The organism is Telluria sp. RT2P19 (assembly GCF_059685725.1).
This window is the reverse complement of the sequence record NZ_JCASIL010000005.1, coordinates 88,545-107,568: the sequence shown is the minus strand read 5'-3', so window position 1 is coordinate 107,568 and position 19,024 is coordinate 88,545. Positions and strand designations below refer to the sequence as shown.

Annotated in this window: 12 protein-coding genes and 1 pseudogene; 3 read left to right on the top strand and 10 right to left on the bottom strand. The window is 61.9% G+C overall.

All coding sequences use genetic code 11. The features are described from left to right. Positions 1–25 precede the first annotated feature (25 nt). Positions 26–1,018: a D-2-hydroxyacid dehydrogenase family protein gene (locus AC56KW_RS08625; protein WP_497170323.1), complete on the bottom strand. Its 993-nt coding sequence runs from the start codon at positions 1,016–1,018 to the stop codon at positions 26–28. 355 nt (positions 1,019–1,373) lie between these two features. Between AC56KW_RS08625 and AC56KW_RS08620 the strand changes: the two genes are divergently transcribed. After that, a complete protein-coding gene (locus tag AC56KW_RS08620) occupies positions 1,374–3,239 on the top strand; it encodes a phosphoenolpyruvate carboxykinase (GTP) (protein WP_497170322.1) in 1,866 nt (621 codons plus the stop codon). A gap of 156 nt (positions 3,240–3,395) precedes the next feature. Here AC56KW_RS08620 and uvrA read toward each other — a convergent pair whose 3' ends face one another. Then, positions 3,396–6,245 (bottom strand): excinuclease ABC subunit UvrA, encoded by a 2,850-nt coding sequence (gene uvrA / locus AC56KW_RS08615; RefSeq protein ID WP_497170321.1) that lies wholly within the window; start codon positions 6,243–6,245, stop codon positions 3,396–3,398. A gap of 455 nt (positions 6,246–6,700) precedes the next feature. Here uvrA and ssb point away from each other — a divergent pair, with 455 nt between their 5' ends. Beyond that, positions 6,701–7,204, top strand: coding sequence for a single-stranded DNA-binding protein (ssb, locus tag AC56KW_RS08610; protein ID WP_109345880.1), 504 nt, complete (start codon positions 6,701–6,703; stop codon positions 7,202–7,204). A gap of 270 nt (positions 7,205–7,474) precedes the next feature. Here ssb and AC56KW_RS08605 read toward each other — a convergent pair whose 3' ends face one another. The 5 genes from AC56KW_RS08605 to AC56KW_RS08585 all read right to left on the bottom strand — a co-directional run bounded on the left by AC56KW_RS08605 (position 7,475) and on the right by AC56KW_RS08585 (position 14,731). Beyond that, the gene (locus AC56KW_RS08605) at positions 7,475–7,729 is read right to left on the bottom strand and encodes a PAAR domain-containing protein (protein WP_497170320.1); all 255 of its coding nucleotides are present in this window, start codon (positions 7,727–7,729) and stop codon (positions 7,475–7,477) included. A gap of 65 nt (positions 7,730–7,794) precedes the next feature. Beyond that, entirely contained in the window at positions 7,795–9,369 is a 1,575-nt protein-coding gene (locus AC56KW_RS08600; RefSeq protein WP_497170319.1) for a DUF6396 domain-containing protein, read from the bottom strand. Positions 9,370–9,425: 56 nt separating this feature from the next. After that, on the bottom strand, positions 9,426–11,477 hold the full coding sequence (locus AC56KW_RS08595) for a phospholipase D-like domain-containing protein (RefSeq protein WP_497170318.1): 2,052 nt from the start codon (positions 11,475–11,477) through the stop codon (positions 9,426–9,428). A gap of 30 nt (positions 11,478–11,507) precedes the next feature. Then, positions 11,508–14,264: a type VI secretion system Vgr family protein gene (locus tag AC56KW_RS08590; RefSeq protein ID WP_497170317.1), complete on the bottom strand. Its 2,757-nt coding sequence runs from the start codon at positions 14,262–14,264 to the stop codon at positions 11,508–11,510. Positions 14,265–14,485: 221 nt separating this feature from the next. Then, a complete protein-coding gene (locus AC56KW_RS08585) occupies positions 14,486–14,731 on the bottom strand; it encodes a hypothetical protein (protein ID WP_497170316.1) in 246 nt (81 codons plus the stop codon). Positions 14,732–14,866: 135 nt separating this feature from the next. Here AC56KW_RS08585 and AC56KW_RS08580 point away from each other — a divergent pair. Next, positions 14,867–16,267 (top strand): annotated as a pseudogene (locus AC56KW_RS08580) (aminotransferase-like domain-containing protein). A 24-nt stretch (positions 16,268–16,291) separates the two neighbouring features. On the opposite strand, the gene AC56KW_RS08575 reads toward AC56KW_RS08580, so the two are convergent. From AC56KW_RS08575 to AC56KW_RS08565, 3 genes are all read right to left on the bottom strand, one after another. Then, a complete protein-coding gene (locus tag AC56KW_RS08575; protein WP_497170315.1) occupies positions 16,292–16,663 on the bottom strand; it encodes a VOC family protein in 372 nt (123 codons plus the stop codon). Positions 16,664–16,740: 77 nt separating this feature from the next. Next, positions 16,741–17,991 carry an ROK family transcriptional regulator gene (locus tag AC56KW_RS08570; protein WP_497170314.1) on the bottom strand — a complete coding sequence of 417 codons (1,251 nt, stop codon included), beginning with the start codon at positions 17,989–17,991 and terminating at the stop codon, positions 16,741–16,743. A gap of 254 nt (positions 17,992–18,245) precedes the next feature. Further along, positions 18,246–19,019, bottom strand: coding sequence for a ThuA domain-containing protein (locus tag AC56KW_RS08565; protein ID WP_497170313.1), 774 nt, complete (start codon positions 19,017–19,019; stop codon positions 18,246–18,248). Between the last annotated feature and the right edge of the window lie 5 nt (positions 19,020–19,024).

Below are 19,024 nucleotides of genomic sequence, written 5' to 3'. Positions count from 1 at the left end.
TGCGCTGAGCGCAGCTGCGCAATGTCTAGCGCTTGCCTAGCGCCTCCGGATTGAGGATGTTCGCAGGCGTGCCTTGCGCGAACTTCACGATGTTCTCGAACGCCGCATTGAAATAGATTTCATAGCTGTCCTGCTCAACATAGCCCAGGTGCGGCGTGGCCAGCACCGTGGGGATGCGCAGCAGCGGCGCATCCTGGGCCAACGGTTCGCTGGTGAACACATCCAGCGCCGCCATGCCGGGACGACCTTGTTTCAATGCCTGCTCGAGCGCGCCATTCGCCACCAGTTCGGCGCGGCTGGTGTTGACCAACAGCGCGTCCGGCTTCATGCGCGCCAGGTCGCTGGCCGTGACGATGCCGCGGGTCGCGTCCACCAGCCGCAGGTGCAGGCTCAGCACGTCGGCCTGTTCGAACAATGCTTCACGCGAAGGCGCAGCCTCGGCGCCGTCGGCGACCGCCGCCGCACGGCTGGCCTCGCTACCCCAGACCACGACCCGCATCCCGAAGGCCCGCGCATAGCCGGCCACCATCTTGCCGATCTTGCCATAGCTCCAGAGTCCCAGGGTACGGCCGTGCAGCACCCGGCCTACGCCGTTGAGTACGGGATTGACAGACGCGGTCTGCCATAACCCATCCTTCAGATTATTCGCATACGGCACGATCTTGCGGCTCGCCGCCATGATCAGGGCCCAGGTCAGCTCGGCTGGTGCGATGGGCGAACCGATGCCCTCGGCGATGGCGATACCGTGCCCGGTCGCGGCGGCCACGTCGATATGGCCGCTGACCTTGCCGGTCTGCGAAATGAGCTTCAGGTTCGGCAGCTTGGCCAGCAGCGCGGCGGGCAATACAGTACGTTCGCGGATCAGTACCAAGGCATCGAAAGGCGCAAGGCGGATCGCCAACTGACCCAGTCCGCGGGGAGAGTGATTGAAGACCTTGACCTCATGGCCATCGAGCAATCGGAAGGCATCAAGATCGCGCACGGCGTCTTGATAATCGTCAAGAATCGCGATTTTCATTGGTGTTAGCAGAGTTATATCGATTAACTGTAAACAAATAACACGATAGGGCATTTGCCCAAATAGCCTACTACATTACTAGGGAAATTCTCCTACTTTTTTGTAATAGAAGAGGCCGAAATGGGGATTCACGGGTGTACAATCGGCGCAGAACTTAAGGGAATGACACGTATCCAACGGTGCTCATGAGACGCACCGATCAGCCTTGCCAGAGGCTGCCGACCCGACCGCTGTCCCACCGCGATCTTGCCCACGGCCGCTCGCCCTGTCGATACCGACCGCAGGGCGTCCCGGCACTGGATGATCCGACCCAGCGATCCACCCGAATTCTTTATTGGCATTTGGAGGACTCCCCATGAACCAGCCCGTGATGGGCGGCGTCGCCGCACTGAACGTTCCAGCTTACATCAAACACCAAAAGCTCATCAATTGGGTCGCGGAAATTGCCGCCCTGACCAAGCCTGACAGCATCTATTGGTGCGACGGTTCGGAAGAAGAGTACGACCGCCTGTGCGCGCAGATGGTCGAAGCGGGCACGATGAAGAAGCTCAACCCCGCCAAGCGTCCGAATTCCTACCTGGCCTGGTCCGATCCGTCGGACGTGGCGCGCGTCGAAGACCGCACCTACATCTGCTCCGCCACCAAAGAGCAGGCCGGCCCGACCAACAACTGGATGGAGCCAGGCGAGATGCGCCGCACCCTGCACGGCCTGTTCGACGGCTGCATGGCTGGCCGCACCCTGTACGTGGTGCCATTCTCGATGGGGCCGCTGGGTTCGCCGATCGCCCATATCGGCGTCGAACTGTCCGACTCGCCTTATGTCGCGGTCAATATGCGCATCATGACGCGCATGGGCAAGGCCGTGTATGACGTGCTGGGCAGCGACGGTGACTTCGTCCCCTGCGTCCACTCGGTCGGCGCGCCGCTGACTGCCGGCCAGAAGGACGTTGCCTGGCCATGCAATGCCACCAAGTACATCGTGCACTATCCCGAGACCCGCGAGATCTGGTCGTTCGGCTCGGGCTACGGCGGCAACGCACTGCTGGGCAAGAAATGCTTCGCGCTGCGCATCGCCTCCAACATGGGGTATCAAGAGGCGCAAGCCGGCGGCACTGGCTGGCTGGCCGAACACATGCTGATCCTGGGCGTCGAGTCGCCACAGGGCGACAAGAAATACGTGGCTGCAGCCTTCCCGTCGGCCTGCGGCAAGACCAACTTCGCGATGCTGATTCCACCGAAGGCCTTCGACGGCTGGAAGGTGACGACCATCGGCGACGACATCGCCTGGATCAAGCCGGGCGCGGACGGCAAGCTGGTCGCGATCAATCCCGAAGCGGGTTACTTCGGCGTGGCCCCGGGCACCAATGAAAAGACCAATCCGAACTGCATGGCTTCGCTGCGCGAGAACGTGATCTTCACCAACGTGGCGCTGACCGACGATGGCGACGTGTGGTGGGAAGGCATGACCAAGGAGGCGCCAAGCCACCTGATCGACTGGCAGGGCAAGGACTGGACCCCGGCATCCGGCACCAAGGCGGCGCACCCGAACGCGCGCTTCACTGTGGCTGCGACCCAGAACCCGGTGATCGACCCGGCCTGGGACGATCCGGCCGGCGTGCCGATCTCGTCCTTCATCTTCGGCGGCCGCCGCTCGACCACGGTGCCGCTGGTGACCGAGGCGCGCGACTGGGTCGAAGGCGTCTATATGGCCGCTGCGATGGGTTCGGAAACCACCGCCGCCGCCGCCGGCCAGATGGGCGTGGTGCGCCGCGATCCGTTCGCGATGCTGCCTTTCATCGGCTACAACATGAGCGACTATTTCCAGCACTGGCTCGACCTGGGCAAGAAAGTCGCCGCGATCAACCCTGCCGTGGTGCCGAAGATCTTCTGCGTCAACTGGTTCCGCACCGACGACAAGGGCAGCTTCGTGTGGCCGGGCTATGGCGACAATATGCGCGTGCTGAAATGGATCCTGGACCGGTCGAACGGCGCTACCGGCGGCAGCGAACACCTGTTCGGCACCACGCCGAACTATGCCGACCTGAACTGGGAAGGCGTGGAGTTCAGCGAGCAGCAGTTCAAGCAGATCACCTCGATCGACAAGGATGCATGGCGCGAAGAACTCAAGCTGCACACCGAGCTGTTCGAGAAACTGGCTTACCACCTGCCGCAAGAGCTGGTGGACACGCGTGACAAGCTGGAGAAACAACTGGCCGCTTGAGTTGTATCGTTAAGCCGGCCTGAGTGGGGGAGAGGCACGTCATCGGACGGCCATATAAAAAAGAACAGGGGCAACGCCGGTGGCGTTGCCCCTGTTTCATTTGGGCTTGCTCGATAATCGTGGTTGCACGGTTCGCCGTCCACCCCACATCGATGTCTATGCCTTGAGCAGCGGCTTCAGGTACTTGCCGGTCGGGCTGTCCTTGACCTTGGCCACCTGCTCCGGCGTGCCGCAGGCCACGATGGTGCCGCCGCCGGCGCCGCCTTCGGGCCCCAGGTCGACGATCCAGTCCGCGGTCTTGATCACGTCCAGGTTGTGCTCGATGATCGCGAGCGTATTGCCCTGGTCGCGCAGGCGGTGGATCACCTTCAGCAGCAGGTCGATGTCCGCGAAGTGCAGGCCGGTGGTCGGCTCATCCAGGATGTACAGCGTGCGCCCGGTGTCGCGCTTGGACAGCTCGAGCGACAACTTGACGCGCTGCGCCTCGCCACCCGACAGCGTGGTCGCGCTCTGTCCCAGCTTGATGTAGCCCAGGCCCACATCGAGCAGGGTCTGGAGCTTACGCGCGATGACCGGCACCGGCCTGAAGAACTCGTGCGCATCTTCGACCGTCATGTCCAGCACTTCGGTGATGCTCTTGCCCTTGTAGTGCACTTCCAGCGTTTCGCGGTTGTAGCGCTTGCCATGGCAGACGTCGCACGGCACGTACACGTCCGGCAGGAAGTGCATCTCGACCTTGATCACGCCATCGCCCTGGCAGGCTTCGCAGCGGCCGCCCTTGACGTTGAAAGAGAAGCGGCCGGCGCTGTATCCGCGTTCCTTGGCGGTCGGCACGGTCGCGAACAGGTCGCGGATCGGCGTGAACAGGCCGGTATAGGTTGCCGGGTTCGAGCGCGGCGTGCGGCCGATCGGCGCCTGGTCGACCGAAATCACCTTGTCGAAATGCTCCAGGCCGTGGATCGAGCTGTGCTCGGCCGGCTCGGTCTGCGAACCGTACAGGTGGCGCGACAGCGCCGGATACAGCGTGTCGTTGATCAGGGTCGACTTACCCGAGCCCGACACACCGGTCACGCAGGTCATCAGGCCCACCGGCAGCGTCAACGTCACATCCTTCAGGTTATTACCCTTGGCGCCGGTGATCACGAGCTGGCGAGCCGGGTCGGCCTTGGTGCGCTTTTTGGGCACTTCGATCTTGCGCCGGCCATCCAGGTACTGGGCGGTCACCGAATGCTCGTTGTTCATGATCTGCTCGAGCGTACCTTCGGCAATGATCTGGCCGCCGTGCACGCCCGCACCCGGACCCATGTCGACGATGTAGTCGGCGGTGCGGATCGCATCCTCGTCGTGCTCGACCACCAGCACGCTATTGCCGATGTCGCGCAAGTGCTTCAGGGTCGCGATCAGGCGATCATTGTCGCGCTGGTGCAGGCCGATCGACGGTTCGTCGAGCACATACATGACGCCGGTCAGGCCCGAGCCGATCTGCGACGCCAGGCGAATACGCTGGGCCTCGCCGCCGGACAGGGTATCGGCGCTGCGGTCGAGCGACAGGTAATCCAGACCGACGTTGTTCAGGAACTTCAGGCGCGAAATGATTTCCTTGATCACGCGCTCGGCGATGTCTTTCTTGGCGCCGGTCAACTCCAGGGTCTCGAAGAAGTTCAAGGTTTCGCGCAGGGGACGATCCGATACTTCGTAGATCGCACGCTGCTGGGCGCCCTGGCCGATCTTCACGTAACGTGCTTCGGTGCGCAGGCGCGCGCCTTCGCAGGCCGGGCACTTCTTCTCGTTGATGAACTTGGCCAGCTCTTCTTTGACCGCCATCGAATCGGTTTCGCGGTAGCGCCGCTGCAGATTGTTGACCACGCCTTCGAAGGTATGTTCGCGGATCACGGTGCGGCCGCGCTCGTTCACATAGCTGAACGGGATCGCGGTCTTGCCCGAGCCATACAGTACGGCTTCCTGCGACGCTTTCGGCAATTGCTCGAAAGGCTTGTCGAGGTCGAAGTCGTAATGGGCCGACAGACTCTGCAGCATCTGGAAGTAGAACTGATTGCGGCGGTCCCAACCCTTGACGGCGCCGGAGGCCAGCGACAGGTGCGGGAAGGCCACGATCCGCTTTGGATCGAAGAACTCGATATGGCCCAGGCCATCGCATTCCTGGCAGGCGCCCATCGGGTTATTGAACGAGAACAGGCGCGGTTCGAGCTCTTGCAGCGAGTAGCCGCACACATTGCAGGCAAACTTGTTCGAGAAGACGGTTTCCTTTTCGGTGTCCATCTCGTAGGCCACGGCGCGGCCATCGGCCAGGCGCAGGGCGGTCTCGAAGCTTTCGGCCAGGCGCTGCTTGATGTCCGGGTTCACTTTCACCCGGTCGATCACGACGTCGATGCTGTGCTTCTCGGTCTTCTTGAGCTTGGGCAGTTCGTCGATCTCATAGATCTTTGCGGCATTGACGCCGCTGGCGATGCGAAAGCGCACGAAGCCCTGGGCCTGCATGGCCTGGAACAGGTCGCCGTGTTCGCCCTTGCGGCCGGCCACGACCGGCGCCAGGATCATCAGCTTGGTGCCTTCGGGCATGGCCAGCACGGCATCGACCATCTGCGACACGGTCTGGGCCGACAGCGGCTCGTGCGGGTGCTGCGGGCAATAGGGCGTGCCGACGCGCGCATACAGCAGGCGCAGGTAGTCGTGGATCTCGGTGACGGTGCCGACGGTCGAGCGCGGGTTGTGCGAGGTTGCCTTCTGCTCGATCGAGATCGCCGGCGACAGGCCTTCGATCAGGTCGACGTCCGGCTTTTCCATCAACTGCAGGAACTGGCGCGCATAGGCCGACAGCGATTCGACGTAACGGCGCTGGCCCTCGGCATACAGGGTGTCGAAGGCGAGCGAGGATTTGCCCGAGCCCGACAGGCCGGTGATCACGATCAGCTTGTTGCGCGGCAGGTCGAGATTGATGTTCTTCAGATTGTGCGTGCGGGCACCACGAATGCGAATTTCTTCCATTAAGTTCGGCAGACTTTCTATCAGTTTTTGCGGGGCCGCATACGCCAACGTTGCGGTAGGCGGGCCAATCGGGGAGAACCCGTAAGTGTAGCGCGTTTTTGTTTCGGCTGTACATTTATCCAGTAGTTGGCGTACCATGGATGCCCGTATGGCATGCCTTTCTGGAAAGTGGCGAATGCTGTTGACAGCCGCGTCTGTCGTATGTGGGCCGTTCCGCGGGCGCTTCAATGACAAAGCGTTCAGAAAGCGAAAAAAATTCTGCTGCTGAGCTTTTGAACGGGGCGGGGACAGTTCGAAAGACCGTTTTACGCCGCTCCAAATCCTGACCCGAGCCAGCAAATACTGCTTTATTTAAGTGGGCTGGCGACCGATAATAGTGAGCTGCAACACATCGTTCCCTGACGCCTAGAAGCGTGCAGAGTCAGGGCTTACCATACCCCAGTAGGAGTAACACCATGGCATCAGTCAACAAGGTCATCATCGTCGGCAACCTCGGCCGCGATCCAGAAATTCGCTACATGCCGAGCGGCGACGCCATCGCGAACATCGCGGTCGCCACCTCGTACAAATCGAAAGACCGCAACACCGGCGAGCAGAAAGAGCTGACCGAGTGGCACCGTATTTCCTTCTTCGGCCGCCTGGCTGAAATCGTGGGCCAATACCTCAAGAAGGGTTCGTCGGTCTACGTCGAAGGCCGCCTGCAGACCCGCAAGTACACCGACAAGGACGGCATCGAGCGCTACGCCACCGACATCATCGCTGAAAACATGCAAATGCTGGGCGGTCGCCAGGGCATGGGCGGCGACAGCATGGGCGGTGGTATGGGCGGCGGCATGGACGACGACTACTCGGCACCGCAGCGTCCCGCTCCACGCCAGGCGCCACCGGCCCCGGCAGCACGTCCACAGCCGAAACCGGCGCCGAACTTCTCGGACATGGATGACGATATTCCGTTCTAAAACCTGCTTCGTTGCGTTTCAGTCGATAAGGCCTGCGTCCTCTAGGGGACGCAGGCCTTATCATTTACCACGCCGTTTCGTGATGTAGCAGCGCTGTGGCTCAGCGCCTACTTAACAAACTCAGGCTCGCTATCGCGCTCGGTGTCGGCCAGCAGAGCTGATCAATTTACAGAGCATCAGCCCACCCAAGACTGATCGGGCTCTCCTGCAGCGACGCTACCAGCAATATCTCCCGCCGCCAATACAGGGCCGATCTATCGGCAATACCTTTCATATCGAAGAGATCAGCTTCGCACCGCAAGCGGTGAGATCGTTGCCATAGGCGTAGGGGCGCCCCTTGAGTTTGGCGCCAGTACCGTCCGGCTTGATGGGAAACTCTCCTTTGCATTTGGGACAGAAGGTCATATCGTCGGCAAGCGCCGCTTCAGCACCCATCACAATGGTGCCGGACGAAGCGGAGATAACCTGACCACCGTGATCGGTTTTGTCATTCAGGCGAACAACGCCGCGGCCCATGTGCTTCATGACTGGTCCTTGTTGTGTCCGAGGACGATATACAGGAATCGGCAAAATGCGAGTGAGTGCACGGATCAGGCCAATTCGAGTTCCCTGCTATCCAGCAGGTACCACTTCAACACGTCCGGATCAATGTGAAGGTGGCCGTCATTGTGCAGATCGGGAAACGCCTCGTCAGCCGTAACCCAAGCCTGGCGCCACGGGTGGTTGATTGCATGTCGCAGCGGATGTTCAGGCGGGAGCCAGGGCTGCCAGGTGCCGGTCGCAGGGCACGGCGTGCGCGCATCGCAGGATCGGTGCGCTTCCGCGGTAACGACTTCACGCGCCATGCCGGCAGCGGCCAGCGGTTCGACTGCGCCGTGGTTGTGGTGGATGGTGAGAAAGTGCTGCCACACCAGTCCCGGGATCGCCCTGATGCCCATCTCTTGTGGATAACGTGGAAGGTCGAATACTTCTCCTGGCCGGTAGAGACCGGGCGGGATGGCGGCGAGCCAGGCTTGCACTTGCCTCGGCTCATTTGGTGCGGTCGCTTGCCAGTATCCCGCGAACGGCGCTTGCGCTTCGGTCGTCTTGTCGTCGCTCGGGCGAAAATCGTAGACGGCGTCGAGGTGCTGCCGGCCTTGCCGCTGCGAGGCAGTGCTCGCTATAGGGTCCGATGGTCGGAGCGTCACGCCCTTTGCGGCATCGAGGAGCGTTTGCTTGTCGCCATCCCAGGACGGCAGCAATGCGGGCGGCAATGGGAGCACCTTGTCCAGGTTGGGAAAACGGAGCAGAGGGTTGAGATTGAGAGCGTTGTGGAGTACGGCATAGCGCTCGGATCGGGCGCTATCAAGGTGTGGAACGAGCATGTCGGCTAGGTCGTGTGGATTACGAAACTCTACAGATAAACTTCTGGCGCAGTCGGAGCAGCCGAACTTCACCCCTGTGTGTAAAGTCATTAACGCTAACGCTCTGGTATCAGCTGTGCGCGGTCCTATGATCTTGCCGTCCGCTGCCCGCGGCCATGCCTGAATGTAGTACAAACTATATGCTGCAGGACCATGCCCCTGGGCTAGCGAACACTTCAACATCTTTCTCGCAACCGGAATGTTTGCCCAAAACCCGTCATCTGGACTATCCCAGGTTGCCGCCATCTTGCCGCCGAGGTAGGCCATCGCCTGCGGATTTCCCATCTCAGCAGCCCTTTGCCAGAACGCGAAGGCTTTGGTCGCGTCACCCGGTACACCGACACTGTTCATGTAATAAGTGCCCATCCGGTCGTAGGCGGCAGGAATGCCGAGCCGCATTGCCTGCTCCACCAGCGAGAGCGCTTCCATTTCCCCGTGCGGCGGATCGCGCTTTTCAAGGTACAAGGTGGCGAGATTGAGCATGGCTTTCCAGTGTTGCCGCTCCGCTGCCTGGCGCGTCAACTGGACGATCTTCTTGTAGTCGCGGTCTTCTTCCCAAATGCCGGGATCGTCCAGCGCCTGCGCTGCGCGGAACCAGGCGTCAGCCTGCGCATCGACCGGCGGCACCTTGCTCGCTTCGATCTTGCAGGTAAATCCGGGCCGGTGTGGATCGAAGAGAGGCAGCTCTTCGTTACGGGGCAGGTTCTGGATCGTTCTGTATTGGTCGTGTACCACGCTGAACCCCTTGAAAGAGCAAAACATAAAAACTGCTAGGAGCAGGACGTAGGGCAGCCTACGATGTGAGGGCCACCTCATCATCAGCCCAACCGTAGTGTGGCGCTGCGGTTGTCCTGGAGCGGCAACAGGAAGCCAGTCATGGGCTGCGAATTACGTTTTCGTTCCAAGTTAACTCTCATAGTATTTGTCCAATCAAAGAATGCTTGCGCAATGTCGCCAGGCGATCCACTCGCCCCAGCGACCGTACCGCCGCTCAGCTTTCCCCAGATCTTTCGCCGCAAATCCTTAGCCTGCCTGGCATCGTTCGTCGCCAGGTTGATTTCACTGTCGACCGCCATGCTGCGCTGGTTCAGGTTCGCGCTGCCCAGGCTGAAAAAGGAATCGTCGACCAGCAGCAGTTTCGAGTGGATATAGATCTCGCGATAGCGCATGCGGCGCTGGTCGTAGCCGCTGGTCTGCAGCATGGCCACGGCTACCTTCAGGCCATACTTTTGTTCCAGCGCCGTGATGCTCGGCTTGTCGATACCGTTGGCATATTCGACGACCGTCGGTTTGGCGTAGAGCGCGCCAGTTGGCTTACCCATGTCGTCGCGGCTCACCCCGGTATGCACGCGTTTGTTTTCCTTGTCGATCAAGGCAGTCTGCCCGGTCATGCCAGCCTGCTGGCCGAGTACGGCAAGGGTGTCGTAGGTGCGCGGGACCATCTGGCCGCGTTCGGCCACGGGCATGACGATGAACACGTGCAGCAATGGCATGTCGTCTTTGGTCTTGCCGGCAGCCGGGCATGCAGCCTTCCAGCGGGCCATGACGTTCTTGCGCGCCTGGATCAGGCGCTCCGCCCATTCCTGATACTGGAAATACTGGTTCTCGATGTAGAGGTACCCGGTTGCCGCGGCGGCCGTGTCGGTGACCAGGAAATACATGTCCTTGGCGGTCTTGTCCTGTTCCTCTGGCTGGGTGCGAACGATCTGGATCGACGAATGCGCGCCCGGTATGCCCTTGCGCTTCAACGCTGAAGGGATGGTCTCCAGGTCGTCGCACAAGGTGTCGCCGCCGGCCCGGCCCCAGGCGCGCACGAAATTCGCATGGACGCTGGCGAGCGCGCCGCCGGAAATGCGGCAGGCATAGTCCCGGTAGGGCTTGAACGTCCTGAAACCGGCATCCGTCTTTTTTCCTTTGTCCACCTGCACGGCTTCGGCGGTTTCGCGCTTCCCGCCGCACTCACGCTTCGGATCCTCGATCCAATGGTCCTCGGTGTCCCAATAGTCCGTCACCGAGTTCAGTCCTTTTACATAGCCGACCGCGTTGGCGCCACCGATGTAGTCGTAGTCGATGAGCAGCGTCTTCTGGTGGTGGGTGCCGACCCCGACCATCCCCGTTCGCTCGGCCTCCAGGTCGCCGAAGCCGCCGGGCTTGTACTTTTCGCTGGCGAGGCTTTTCTCGATGCACGCCGGGTCGCCGGCGCGCGTCCGGATGCTGATACCCGTCAGTAGTCCAGCGAAAGCCGCCCTGTACCAGTTATGGCAGTACTCCTCGCGTGCCATTGCCGATAGCGCTTCCGGAGTGATGGTGCCTACCGCGCCGGTCCCCCGCGCCGGTGTTCCGACGGCCCGTACCGTCACTGCGGGTGTCTTGTATTTCTCCTGAAGCAAAGCAACGCTGCGCTTGGCCCCGATCTTGTCCGCTTCATTGCTGCCGACGACACTACGCCAAGGGGTTGTCCCATGGGAGTGGCCCGGCATGTTCTTGGCCGCCGGGCTGCCGATCCTGCTATACCAGACCAGGAGGCGAATCCTCACCTTGGGCTTGCCCTCGCAGCCCCTGCCTGCGGCAATCAACAGGTCGCCATACGTTTCCCCGCGGGGCCAGGTGTTCATCCCCTGATCGCGCACCAGTTCCATGCCTGGGTCGAACCCCCAGCAACAGATATCGATCGAATGCTTGGCTGCCTTGATTTTCTCCGCGATGTCCGCAAACGACTTCTCTCCGCAAATGAGGACCTCGAGCGCGTTGTTATGGGTGACGGGATGAGTCGTGCTTCGGTTTTCCAGGAACCACTGCACCGTACTGGTGGCCTTGCAGCTGAGCTCGTCAATATGGACTTTTTCGGTACGCTTGATCGGATCAGTCATGTGGCCTCCTTGGGGCAATTGCAGCGATGGTCAAAGATGCTCACGGCTATCGGTCGAGCCATCGATCGCCCGCGCGCCCGCGCTTGAGAGAAGCTGCTCGCGGTGCAAAGCTTTGTCCTTAGGATCAAACTTCTCCCAGGCTTTCAGGTCGAACTTGTCGCCGTTGGCCAGCTCGACCGTGTATCCCTGGGTGCCGTTCGCATGTTCGATTGCGATACGGCCAAGATCGTCCGAGATGCCTTCCTCCACTGGACTGCCGTTCTTGTAGAGGGTGTAAGGAACGTTTGCAAACGGGCGTCCGTTTCCAGAATGCGTTTGCAGCATCAAGAGCAGCTGCTTCGGATCCTCCGGCATCGTTGGCTCCGTGATCGTGATCTTGTGCTTCGCCGCTGGGGGCGGCCGATTCTGGGGGGCGAAGGTCTCCAGGTTGCCGTGAAATAGCGCCGGCCTGGGCGCGAAGACCTGCATGCGGTCGGTGATCTCGACCATGGCTCCCGGGCCGTGCAGCCGCACGCCTTTCCGTCCCCGGATGTCGACCCAGTCGGACTGGCTGATCAGGGACAGGACCTTGGTGGCGATAAGCTCGATGTCATCGTCATGCGCCTGTACGGTGATCTTGCCGGACGCCGCAATCAGCTTCATGCCCGCCTTGTGGACGAACAGGCGGAAGGTGTGCTTGATGCTGGCAAACAGGCTGTCGCCTGTCGCGATCGAAAGGCTGCGTCCGCTTGTGAGCGCCGTGTGTTCGGCGCTGGCGATGTGGGTCGACTGCGCGGACGTCGTTTCGATGCCGGCCGGGCTGGCCAGGACCAGGTGGGGTTGGGATAGCTCGGGGAAGGGTTCGCCAGCGCCGCGCACGGCGTCGTTTTGCGCTTTGAGCACATCGGCAACGTCGTGCTGCTGTCCGCTTTCCTGGGCCAGGCCCTGCAGCGCGGCCGTGGCTTGATCATCGTGCAGCTTGTGCGCGGCATCCAATCGCTTCGCCGTTTCGTCCATGTCCTTGATCGGCCCGCGGGCAGCCTGCCGCGCCTCGGTCGTGATCAGGAGCCCCTTGGCGGCGCGCGCCACGCCATGCCCATCGGTGCGCAATTCCCAGCCTTCGCCGCGCGCATCCTTGCGGCCCGCGGTGTGCTCGATGCGCGTGATGTAGCCGAGCGAGAGCTGGCTGCACTGGTGGTCGCTCTTGAGCTGGGCCTGGATCTGTTCTTTCGTGTCGTCCAGGACGAGATGGTTGCCGCGCGTGCCGCCACCCAGCTCCCGGCTTCTCAGGCCGGCCAATGATTGCTGCGTTGGCAGTGACCATGGCGGCATGTGTGCCTGGTTGTAGAGCGCGCCAAGAATGAGCGGGTGGTCGATATTCCCGTTGAGGTAGATGACGGCCACTTCCTCACCCACGCGCGGCAGGCGGATCTGCCCGAACTCGTTGCCGGCGGCCGGCGTCATTACCCTGATCCAAGGCGAGCTGCACTCGTCATGCTTGCCCAGCCGGTCCCAGTGGAACTGCAGCCTGACGCGACCGTAGCCGTCCGTGTGGATATCGGCGCCGGCCGGGCCGACGACGATTGCCGTATGCAATCCCGTATAGATCGCGGACTCGCTGTTGTAGTGCAGGCCGGGGCGCCACCGGATGTCCTTGCGGATGCACGTGAAATGGTTCTTGTAGTTCGACGGTGCGCCCTGGCCGGCCTGGTAGTTATTGGATACCTCGTGGTCGACGGACAGGATCAGGTAGAAGCGATCCTCGATGCTGCGGCGCCGTTCGGGGTCGTGCTTGCGCGAGCGCGGCCGGGCGCTGAAGTGTCCACCGAGCTTGAAGGTACGGCCGGGCAGCACACATCGCTCATTGCCTGCCGCCTCGAAGTATTGCGTGTCCTTGTCCGCTTCGTCCATGCGCCGCGCCGCCAGCTGTCCGCCATCGCGGTGCAGACGAAAACCGTAGGCGCCCAGATCCTCGTGAATTTCACAAGGAGGAACGTCGCCTTGCCGGTTGAGAGAGAGGGCGTCGGCATGTTGGGCTCTGGGGTTCTTGTAATCGAAGCTCGTCAGTGTGGTTTGCCCCGAACCGAGCCGCCGGATTGCAGCCCACTCGCGGATACCGTCTTCCTCGCGCGAGCCAGCTTGATCGTGGAATGAGATCACATAGGCTGTCTCGTGGATTGGCCCGGCCAGCAAGCTGTTGTCTGAAAGCATAAGCTTGTGGCGGCCGAATTCGTGCTCATACCAGTAGTGCAGTCCTAGCGCTTCCCAGCGCCGATGCAGGTGGTTGTAATCGGTCTCGTTGTACTGGTTGGCGACGCTAATGCGCGGATCGTCGCCAGTGACGTGCATATCCCATTCGGCCTGGCGGTAATGCTTGAGAGTCGCCTCGGTGATTTCGCGTGCGGTCTTGTTGTGGAACGACATGCACGCCTTGCGCAGCCGGGCGAACGCAAGCCAGGGCTCGAACACCATCTGGTAGAAGGCGAAGCCACCGTCGCTGCGCAGGAAACGGAACTCGGTGATATAGCCGTTGAAGTAGCGTAGCGAGCCATCTTCCCGCACCAGGGAAATGGTCACCATTTTTCCCATCACGATTTTCAGCGGAATGCATGGATCATCGGACAGCAGCTCGGCCACACCCCGGAAGCAGCGCGAGACCGCTTCGTGGAAGGCCAGCTTGTTCGGCAGGAGAATCGCAGGTGGGCCGTCTTTGAAGGGAAATTCCAGCCGCATGAGCCGCTTGTGCTGGGATGCATCGCTGAACGCCGACAGCAAGGCATCGGCCGAGATTGCCTGGATTTCGTCCACTGATTGCCTCCCGATGGCCGCGCCGTCTTGGCCGACCTAAAAGTGTTCAGCGAACACAGTACTCGGAGGCTGCCAGGAAGCATATGACCGGTATCAACACGTTTCTCGACACCGTGTCTGAGATCTTCTGATTGATTCTAAGGAGGCTGATGACGCTGAAAAACCTGAAGAGTACGAGTCCTCGATCGACAAGCCGGATATCGGCCGACGATTCCATGCCATCAAGGCAATGTCAAGTCCAGGCCGAGCATCCTGGCAAGGAAGAAGGTGACGAACCCCAGGCCCACAAGCAATAGCACGAAGGCGGCGGCCACCTTGCCGCCCGCACGCAGCACCGCGCGCCTCTCCTGCTTCCTATCCTTGTCCTTCTTCCCTTGGTCGTAATGCCACTTGATGGCGAAGTACATGCCCGTGCATAACACGAGACCCTTGAACGTAACGAAGACTACAGGGATCCATTCCATCATTTGAGTATGTCCAGGCTGTGAGTTGCCGAATGCAGGTGGGAGAGGAGAAAACGTCAGCGACTGCCATGCAAGAATGGTGTTGCTGCACGTTCTGAGGCATTCTACTCAAAAGCAATTTCCATACATTGAGACAAAATGTCCCAGTTGAGAACCATACAAGATGACGATGTGCCAATCTGGTCGCCGCGATTGGCTGCGCACGGCGGGCCGCGGTTTTTGCAGATTGCCGATGCGTTGCAGGCGGCGGTGATGAACGGATCGCTGAAACCGGGTGACCGTTTACCTCCGCAGCGCCAGTTGGCGGCGCGGCTGGATGTCGACCTGACGACGATCACGCGCGCATACGACGAAGCCAGGCGCCGCCACTTGCTGGAGGGCCGCGGCGCGCGCGGCACGTATGTCGCGGCGCCGAAAGTCGAATTGACGTCGGTCCTCGACCTGAGCATGAATACCCCACCACCGCCGGATGGCGTGGATTTCGACGACATCTTGAAACAAGGCTTGTCCCAGGTACTGATGAGGGCAAATAGTGAATTGCTGATGACTTACCACTTGGGCGGGGGAAGCGACTCCGACCGCAAGGCGGGCGCCACATGGCTCGAACCGATGTTTGGACAACTCGATCCTGGCCAGATTGTCGTCTGTCCGGGGGCGCAAGCGGCGATCGCCGCATTGATCCTCGCGCTGACGGAGCCAGGCGATGTCATCCTGGCAGAGCCAACGGTTTATCCCGGCTTGCGCGCCGCAGCCACGCAGTTTGGGCGGCGCATTGTCACGGTGGAAGCGGACAAGCACGGGATGGTGCCCGAAATGCTGGAAACAGCGTGCCGCCAGCACAAGAGCGGACTGGTCTACCTCAATCCGACATTACAGAACCCGACCGCCATCACCATTCCGGAACGCCGGCGCAGGGAGCTCGCCAGCATCGCGCAGCGCTGCAATGTACGCATCGTCGAGGACGACCCCTACTGGCTCCTTGCCGATGCCCCGCCGCCGCCGATTGCCACGTTTGCCCCGGATTAGGTGTCCTATATCTCAACCCTGTCGAAATGCCTGACACCCGGCTTGCGTGTCGCCTTCGTGCTCGTACGCGACCCCTACGAACGCGCGCGTTTCCTGGTCGCGCTCAGGTCATTTGCGCTGATGGTCGCGCCGCTGACGGCCGCATTGGCCACGCAGTGGATCCTCGACGGTTCGGCTCATCGTTTGATGGAAGGCATACGCAGCGAAGCGCGCCTGCGCCACCGGATGGCGCGGGATATCCTGGCGGGAAGGTACAGCGGCTGTGGTGACGGCCTGCATGTATGGCTCGAGTTGCCGGCATACTGGAACTCTTCGCAGCTGGCGCGGGCAGCCGACGACGAGGGCATCGCCGTCACCCCGGCGGAGGCATTCGCCACAGACACCGGCACCGTGAATGCGATTCGGATCTCCTTGGGCAGCATCAAGGACCGTGGACGCTTGCAGGCGGGTCTGCAACGGCTGTCTCAACTGCTTGCACGACGGCCAGAGTCGTTCAGCGCTGCCGTGGTTTGATTGTCGGACTACCAGCAAGACAGCTCAGGTACCGTTGATATTCAAGATATTCCCGTCAGGATCTTTCAACCAAACGATCCTCATGTTGCCGGCAATATGAATATCGCCATCGCGTTGCATGCCGTCCATATCGTAGTGCTCGAAGCGCACCCCCTTGGCCTGCAGCGCGGCGACGATGTCGACAAGCTGGTCGCCCACGTCCCAGGTAATGCCGGTGGCCTGGTTCGTACCGGCGTAATCGGAGCGGTAGACAAACACCCGCGTGCTCCCGCTGCGGTAGAGCAGCATCCCGTCGCCGTCGCCTTCGTGGTTGACTGGCGTCAGTCCCAACACATTGCCATAGAATTCTTTTGCCGCAGCCATATCGCGTACGCCGACTGTTGCGGTCGCATCCATATTCGCCAACATGATGGCCCCCGTCGTGGTGGTGCCGATACTGTAGCGAGAACCGATCCAGGCCAGCGCACGCCTCGCTAGCGCCGCGCCGCCTTCAGGAACAAGCCATGCGCCGGCGCGAAGTTCGCATGCAGCGGCAGATACGCCGCACCGATGACCTTGGCTGTGATCCCGATCGTCCCGGCCATGACCAGCGGCCGCTCGGTGCCCTGCCAGCTATAACGGGTCATCTGCTCTTGGATCGCCTTGATGAGCCGCTCGAGCAGGTCCCTGCTGACCGCGCCATCGACGATCACGCCATCCAGATCGAGCAGACAGGCCGCACCCGTGACGCCGAAGGTGATCGCATTGGCAGCCTCTTCGATCCATTGCAGGGTCACCGCTTCCCACGGTCCGTCCAGGAGGCGGTCATCGCTGAACGCCAGCGGTTCCAACCCGGCCTGGGCGTGCATCTCTTCGAGCCGCACCAGCGACGCCGCGCCGAGCAGTTGCGGCGCGGCGCCGCGTTCTTCGGTGCCCGCCAGGCCCAAGGGCATCGAGCCGATCGCGCCGGCGTTACCGAACTGGCCGCTGTGCGGCTCGCCGTCGATCACCAGGCCGCCGCCGACCAGGGTGTCGACGAACACGTACAGATAGCTTTTCAGCTTGCGCCCGCGGCCGGCCACCAGTTCGGCCACGCAGGCCGCGATCGTGTCCTTGGCGAAGTCGACGCGCAATGGCGTCATGGCCTGCAGGCGGATGCGCATGTCGACCCGGCGCCACGCTTCGGCGTCCTGCGGCAGCAGGCTTTCCAGGCCGTGCCAGGTGCCCAGCGTGAGCGGCGCGGCCAGGCCGATGCCGGTCAGGCGCGGCGCCAGTCCCGGCCCGAGGAACTCGTCCACCTCGCGCAGCTTCGCATCGATGGTGGCGAAGACGTGTTCCACCTCGGGGCTGGCATACGGCGTCGAAGCTTGCCAGCGCAGCGCGCCCGTAAAATCGAGCAGCACCACGTCCAGCGCACGCCGGCCGATCTGGATGCCGATCGAGAACGCGCCTTCCGGGTTCAGCGCGATCGGCTGCGACGGCTGGCCGACCTTGCCGCGCACCGCGTCGCGCTTGACCACCAGTTTCTCTTCCAGCAGGCGGTTGATGATCACCGACGCCGTTTGCGTACTGAGCTTGGTCAGGCGCGCCACTTCGGCCTTGGGCAGGCTGCCGTGGGTGCGGATCGCCTGCAGCACGACCCGTTCGTTATATTCGCGCATGCCGACCTGGTTCGAGCCGACGCTGCGCAGCAGCGGCATGTTGGCGGGATCGATTGCGGAAGGTGGGGCGTGAAGGGGGGGCATGGCGCGGCGTTCGATGGGAAGGACTGCGAAAGGATGTCAGTATAAATCCTTCCCATAAATAAACACATTCGGTTTATTTTCGGGGCGATCCAGATTGCGCAGCACCGGCGAACGACAGCCGCTCTGGCCCCCCGGAACGCCCGCCACGTCGCGCACGCGTCCGCGGTGGGACGTGGTCGTCCTGTGCCTGCCGGGCCTGGCCCTGACCTTCAGCAGCCTGACGCTGGGGCTGGCGGCGGCTGACGCGGAACGGATCAGCGCTGCTGTCCGCGCCCGGTCGCCGCCCAATAGATCCCGCCCAGCAGGTGGCCCAGGTATTGCGGATCACGGTACATCTCGCCGTTGTGCCCCAGGGTGGTGACGAACACGCGGCCCTTCTCATGCTGGTGGTGCCAGGCGATCGGGTGGTCCTTGCCCATGCCCTTCACGGTCTGCCCCGGCCAGATCAGGGTCGGGTCGTAGCTCGACTCGTCCACGTTCAGCACCGGGTTGATCCTGACATCGTAGGGATTCGTGAACGTGTAGAACTCGTCGCTCCAGACCCAGCGCCCGGGCAGGCCGAAAGTCGCGGGGAAGCTCTTGTCGGCGACCGTGACCACCCCGGTCTGCAGCTTGGGATGCAGGCCCACCGTGCGGCCCACCATCTTCTCGAACCAGACCCAGTCGTTGGGTTTGGCGATCGCCGCGCGGTGCACCACGACGGCATTGCCGCCGCCGCGCATGTATTGCTCGAAGTTGGCGCGTTGCGCGGGGTTCAGCTCCTCGCCCGGCGTGTTCAGGAACATCACGGCGGCATACTGTTTCAGGTCGCCTTCGAATACCTGCGTCTTGTTGGTGTAGGTCAGGCCGAACGCATGCAGCTTGGCCAGGCGCTCCAGGTTGTCGCGCGCGATGGGAATGTACTCGTAGTGGTATTTCCCGGGCGTGGCCAGCACCAGCAGCTTGAACTGGTCTTCGGCCAGGCTGTCCGGTACGGTGCATGCCATCATGGCGACGCCCAGGGCGATGGATCGGGTCATTTGCTTCATCGTGT

Bases quoted from the DNA above. Each gene is read 5' to 3' on its own strand.
- AC56KW_RS08565 (WP_497170313.1), bottom strand. From the start codon at position 19,019: ATGAAGCAAATGACCCGATCCATCGCCCTGGGCGTCGCCATGATGGCA.
- AC56KW_RS08570 (WP_497170314.1), bottom strand. From the start codon at position 17,991: ATGCCCCCCCTTCACGCCCCACCTTCCGCAATCGATCCCGCCAACATG.
- AC56KW_RS08625 (WP_497170323.1), bottom strand. From the start codon at position 1,018: ATGAAAATCGCGATTCTTGACGATTATCAAGACGCCGTGCGCGATCTT.
- AC56KW_RS08620 (WP_497170322.1), top strand. From the start codon at position 1,374: ATGAACCAGCCCGTGATGGGCGGCGTCGCCGCACTGAACGTTCCAGCT.
- AC56KW_RS08600 (WP_497170319.1), bottom strand. From the start codon at position 9,369: ATGTTTTGCTCTTTCAAGGGGTTCAGCGTGGTACACGACCAATACAGA.
- AC56KW_RS08585 (WP_497170316.1), bottom strand. From the start codon at position 14,731: ATGATGGAATGGATCCCTGTAGTCTTCGTTACGTTCAAGGGTCTCGTG.
- uvrA (WP_497170321.1), bottom strand. From the start codon at position 6,245: ATGGAAGAAATTCGCATTCGTGGTGCCCGCACGCACAATCTGAAGAAC.
- ssb (WP_109345880.1), top strand. From the start codon at position 6,701: ATGGCATCAGTCAACAAGGTCATCATCGTCGGCAACCTCGGCCGCGAT.
- AC56KW_RS08575 (WP_497170315.1), bottom strand. From the start codon at position 16,663: ATGGATGCGACCGCAACAGTCGGCGTACGCGATATGGCTGCGGCAAAA.
- AC56KW_RS08595 (WP_497170318.1), bottom strand. From the start codon at position 11,477: ATGACTGATCCGATCAAGCGTACCGAAAAAGTCCATATTGACGAGCTC.
- AC56KW_RS08605 (WP_497170320.1), bottom strand. From the start codon at position 7,729: ATGAAGCACATGGGCCGCGGCGTTGTTCGCCTGAATGACAAAACCGAT.